Source organism: Geitlerinema sp. CS-897 (genome assembly GCF_028368005.1).
GTDB classification, from domain to species: domain Bacteria; phylum Cyanobacteriota; class Cyanobacteriia; order Cyanobacteriales; family Geitlerinemataceae; genus Baaleninema; species Baaleninema simplex.
Genome location: NZ_JAQNCQ010000337.1, coordinates 1 through 4,857, shown reverse-complemented (window position 1 = coordinate 4,857; position 4,857 = coordinate 1). Strand labels below are relative to the sequence as shown.

General features: G+C 48.1%; 3 protein-coding genes. All 3 read left to right on the top strand.

Going from position 1 to position 4,857, the window contains the following annotated elements; genetic code table 11:
- On the top strand, positions 1-1,072 hold a 1,072-nt coding region (locus POG22_RS21575), incomplete at its 5' end, for a hypothetical protein (protein WP_498907079.1).
- A 25-nt stretch (positions 1,073-1,097) separates the two neighbouring features.
- A complete protein-coding gene (locus POG22_RS21570) occupies positions 1,098-3,320 on the top strand; it encodes a hypothetical protein (protein ID WP_498907078.1) in 2,223 nt (740 codons plus the stop codon).
- A 2-nt stretch (positions 3,321-3,322) separates the two neighbouring features.
- On the top strand, positions 3,323-4,717 hold the full coding sequence (locus POG22_RS21565) for a DUF2079 domain-containing protein (protein WP_498907077.1): 1,395 nt from the start codon (positions 3,323-3,325) through the stop codon (positions 4,715-4,717).
- Positions 4,718-4,857: the final 140 nt, after the last annotated feature.

The following is a 4,857-nucleotide window of genomic DNA, read 5'->3' as shown; positions in this document are numbered from 1 at the left end:
CTCTTCCCCTCTCCCCCTCTTCCCCTCTACCCCTCTCCCCCTCTCCCCCTCTTCCCCTCTCCGAACCCTCACCTACTCCATCCTTTTCACCCTCGCCCCCATCGTCTTCGTTACCTCTACTTTTGCCTTTGCCAACTATCTCCAATACGGCATTTATAACACCTACGATTTGAAAGCCCCCGGACTCACCGCCGCCTATAGCAGTTTGCGCCGCGTCTCCCCAGAACGCCACCGCCCTCAAATCGCAATTCCACGAGAGACGCGAGAGGAAATTTACGCCGTCAGTCCCAGTTTTGAGAGATTGCAGGATTCCTTGGAAATCGAGAGCGATCGCGGTTGGCGTCGGGTATCCTGCGAGATGGGAATTTGCGACGACTACGCCGCTGGCGTGTTTTTCTGGGCGTTACGAGACGCCGTAGAAGAGGAAGGATACTACCAATCTGCGCCGGAAACCGAAGCCTTTTACGAACAAATTGCCCGAGAAATCGAAACAGCCTGCGATCGCGATCTCCTCCGCTGCAAATCGCGAAATATCGCCAGTTTTGTCCCCTCTCTATCCTGGGATATCCTGCAACCCTGGCTGCAAAGTAGCCTTCGTCTCAGCTACAACCTCACCACCAGTTCCCTTCCCCTCAAACTCGATTCTGGCGTCGAAGACATCGCCTTTCGACAACGCTACTACAGCCACATTACCCGAGAACCCGCCGACTTTTTCCAACGGCGAGCGTTTCCCCTCAACCGACTCAAAGACCGTTTAATTATCGCCGTTTCTCACCTCTACCGACTGGCGTTTCCCGTAATCTTCGGGTTAGCGGTGGTGGGGTACGTCCTCGAACTCTTGGCGTTCGGACCGCCTCGTCTCGTTCCCCTGTGGCTGTCTGGGGTGTTGTTGTTCTGCATCGCGACGCGAGTGGTGTTAGTGGCGTACATCGACGTGACGAGTTGGTCGGTCGAAGGGGGCGATCGCTACTTACGTCCCGTCTTACCGTTACTGTGGTGTTTAATGAGTCTTGGTGTATTCTATTTAAGTTGTCGTTGGAAAACGCTCGAATCGGGCTTGTCCCGTCGTTAAATATCCTACAATTCAGCCAACTCTCATGAAATCGATTCAAATTACCATCAATCTCAAAACGATTCTCTATTTGGTAATTTCTATCGTCGTACTCTATTTCTTTTTTGCCTTTCTACCAATTCCCCAACCGATCGACACGGGACTCGATCCCTCTTGGAAATACGGCATCAGCCAAGTTGCAGAAGATGGGGCAATTTTTGGAAAAGAGATTATTTTTACTTACGGGGCGTTCGGCTATCTGGTTCGCGGTGCGGCGATCGAGGGTAATTTTTGGAATATTTTTTATTTTAAAATTTTCGTCCATCTTGTGTTGTTCGGATTTACGATTTTCCGAATTTTTAAATCTCGAAATTTCATCGAAGCTATTGCCGTCGGCTTAAGTGTTGGTTTTCCTTATTTGATTTCTGATTTTTATCAAGCACTACAAACGGAATACCAGCTTTTATACATTATTATTTTAATTCTTTCATTTCGGGAGTTTTGGCAAGGAAAATCGGCGCAGTACTGGGCGATCGGTGTCGGTGCAGTGGGTGGATTTCTCCTACATACGAAAGTTTCTCTCGGGTTGCAAGCCTCTGTTTCTCTATTTCTCTTTTTCGCCGTTCGCGTTCTTTGGGGATTGAGAACCAAACGCGGGATTCGCGAGAATTTACTGTTGTTGCTGGATTCCCAACTAGCGGCGGCGACGACAGCATTTGTCTTTCTCGCACCTCAAAATTTAGGAAACTTCGGAAAAACAGCAATTTTTCTTGCGGCTTCAATGGTGTTAGGATTTTGGGTGATTCCCAAACTCTTTAATTCAAGTCACTTAAAAGTGTCGAAAGATCCTCAAACTGAGGAAACCCAAAATCAAAATTGGACTGTGGCTCAAAAAGAGCGCGATCGCACCGAATTTCTCGCTAACCTCAGCCATTTTGGAACGCGAATTATTTACGGACTCAGTCTGTTAATTCTCATCAGCTTTTCCGAACCGTCCCTGTTCGCCTATATCGAAGGCTATTCCAATATCACCTCCGGCTATTCCAGTTCCATGAGTTACGTCGGTTCGCCGCTAGAACTGGGATTTGCACTCGTCGAAATTCTCGGGTTGCTGTGGTTGTTCGTTCTGGTCGCCAGAGATGGAAACGCTAGCTTTTCCACTGCGATGTTATTGGTGGTCTTACTCACCTTCAAACATGGATTCGTCCGCCAAGGCGCACACGTCATCCGCTTCTTTTTTAGTATGCCGTTAATTTTATCCCTGTGCGCGATACAAATTCGACCGGGATTTTGGCGCAAATTCGCCTATGGCTTCCATCTCTACGCGTTACTTCTCTGCGTCGTTACCTACAACCACTATTCCGAACTCTATTCAGATTACTATCCGCAGAATTTAGCGCGTCCGCTTACGCCAAAACTCGTTAAAGAAAAAGCTGGATATTTCTTCAAGCCTCAAAATTTACAAAACGAGTTAATGGCGGAAAGTGCGGACAATCTCAACGGCGTTCGTTTACCGCCAGAAATTCGCGATGTTTTAGGCGATCGCACGGTCGATATTATTCCCTGGGAAACCTCCCTCGTTCCCGCTAACCGACTGAACTGGAAACCGCGACCGATTTTCCAATCTCAAGTAGCCTATCGACCTTATCTCGACTTCGCCAACCGCGACGACCTTGCCGAGAATCCTCGAGATTTTCTATTGTATAATTTCCACGCTGTAGACGGACAACATCCGTTTTTTACCGTTCCCGCGACGGCGTTTCACTACACTTGTAACTATCAGGTTTCACAGCGAGTTCCGGCGTTTGTCGATCTTCCCAAACTCCCTCGAACGATGGTGTTAGAACCGTTATCAGAAAGTCGCTGTGTTGGAGAACGAGACGGACGAGAAATTGCGGTCGTGTGGGAAGATACCGCCATAATCGAAGCAGGAGATGGGGATATCGTTCGCGCTTCGGTTAAGGCTGAATATTCAATGTTAGGGAAATTGGCGAAAACCTTTTTCCGCGTTCCGCCAGTTTGGATAACAGTGTTGGATATGGATGGAGAAGAACGGGAGTATAAAATTTTGACGGATAATTCTGAAGATGGCGTGTGGTTGAGTCACCTTCCCAAAAACGATGCGGAGGCGTTTGAGTTACTTCAGGGACAGTTACCGCAGCGAATTTACGGGTTTAAGTTTTCGACGCGATATCCGAGTTTGTTCGCACCCCGAATTCAGGTGAAGTTAATTGGGTACGATTTGGGAGGCTTTCGGGTTAAGAAGTAGAAATGCTAAATTTGCGATCGCATCCCAATCGTCTCGTTGTTCTTCTCTCCATCGCCGTTTCGGTGGTGTTGTTCGCCTGTAGCAACTTCCGCCATACAATGTTTCGATCGACCGCGATGGATTTGGGATTTTTCGACCAAGCGGTATATCTCATCAGTCGAGGGGAATTTCCGGCGGTGTCGTTTTGGGGAGAACATTTCCTCGGAAATCACGCCGAATACAGTTTATATTTGCTAGCACCACTGTACAAAATTTATCCCGATGCGCGGTGGTTGTTAGCCGTTCAAGCGATTTCGCTGGCGTTGGGAGGTTGGTTCGTTTGGCGGTTGGCGCGTCAGCAGGAAATCGAGGTAAAATCGGCAATAACCTTAGCGATCGCCTATTGGTTGTATCCGTTAGTTTTTAACGTCAATTTGTTCGATTTTCACCCGGAAGTCATGGCAATTCCGGCAATTTTGGCGGCGGTAGAACTGGCTAAAAAAGGGCGATCGCTGTTTGGATTTACCCTCTGCATTCTGTTTGTTTTAGGAACGAAAGCCGTGATGTCTTTGACAGTGGCGGCGATGGGGATTTGGCTGTGGGGTGTCGAGAAGCGACGAAAAGCGGGTGCGATCGCCTTATTCGGAGGACTAGCGTGGTTTTTCTTAGCGACACAGGTTGTTATTCCGATCTTTCGTCCTGAAGGTGTCGAAGCGGTGTATCGCTATGCGTATCTCGGAAGTTCGGTTCGAGAAATTCTGCTAAACCTGGTACTGAAACCGCAACTGTTTCTCGGACAAGTCTTTTCTTGGCAAAGTTTGAGTTATCTGTTAATGGTGGCGTTTCCCGTCGCGTGGGGATTGTCGCTGCGCCATCTCGCGCCGTTACTGGGTGCGTTTCCGATTTTGGCGATCAATATTTTAGCCGACCATCCATTACAAACCACATTACGACATCAATACGCTTTACCCATTTTACCGTTTCTATTTTTAGCAGTGATTCAAACCATAGCACAGCGTCAAATATTGCGTCGAAAGGTGGTGTTAGCCTGGTCGTTAGCGGCGGTGTTGGTGTTGGGAAATCCCAATAAGTTAATACGAGGATTTGAGGTGTTCGATACCTGGACGGCGACGCGAGAGGCGATCGCACGGGTTTCCCCAGAGGCGAAAGTCTTAACGGACAATTTTCTCGCACCCCATTTAACCCATCGAAAAACCCTGTTGTTAATCGGACATCCGAGTCCGAACGCGATCGATTTAGAAACCCCAGATACCATCGTTCTCAACCTGCGACATCCCTGGATTCCCACGGCGGAAGTGGTGCGAAATTTAGCGATTTATTTTCGCGATCGACCCGAGTTTGAAACGGTATATTTCCGAAACGATGTGGTGGTGTTTCAGCGTTTTTCTGGAGATTGAAACTCACATTCCGCACTTCAACTTGTAGTACGCCAAGTAGCACGAGAAGGGGATGAAATTAGTCGGGAGTTGGTTAGGGATTAAGACCGAGAAAAAAGAAAAATTCGGGTAAAAATGACATCTTAGAGAAAAATCGGTTG

Coding starts and splice junctions, on each gene's coding strand:
- POG22_RS21570 (WP_498907078.1), top strand. CDS start 1,098: ATGAAATCGATTCAAATTACCATCAATCTCAAAACGATTCTCTATTTG.
- POG22_RS21565 (WP_498907077.1), top strand. CDS start 3,323: ATGCTAAATTTGCGATCGCATCCCAATCGTCTCGTTGTTCTTCTCTCC.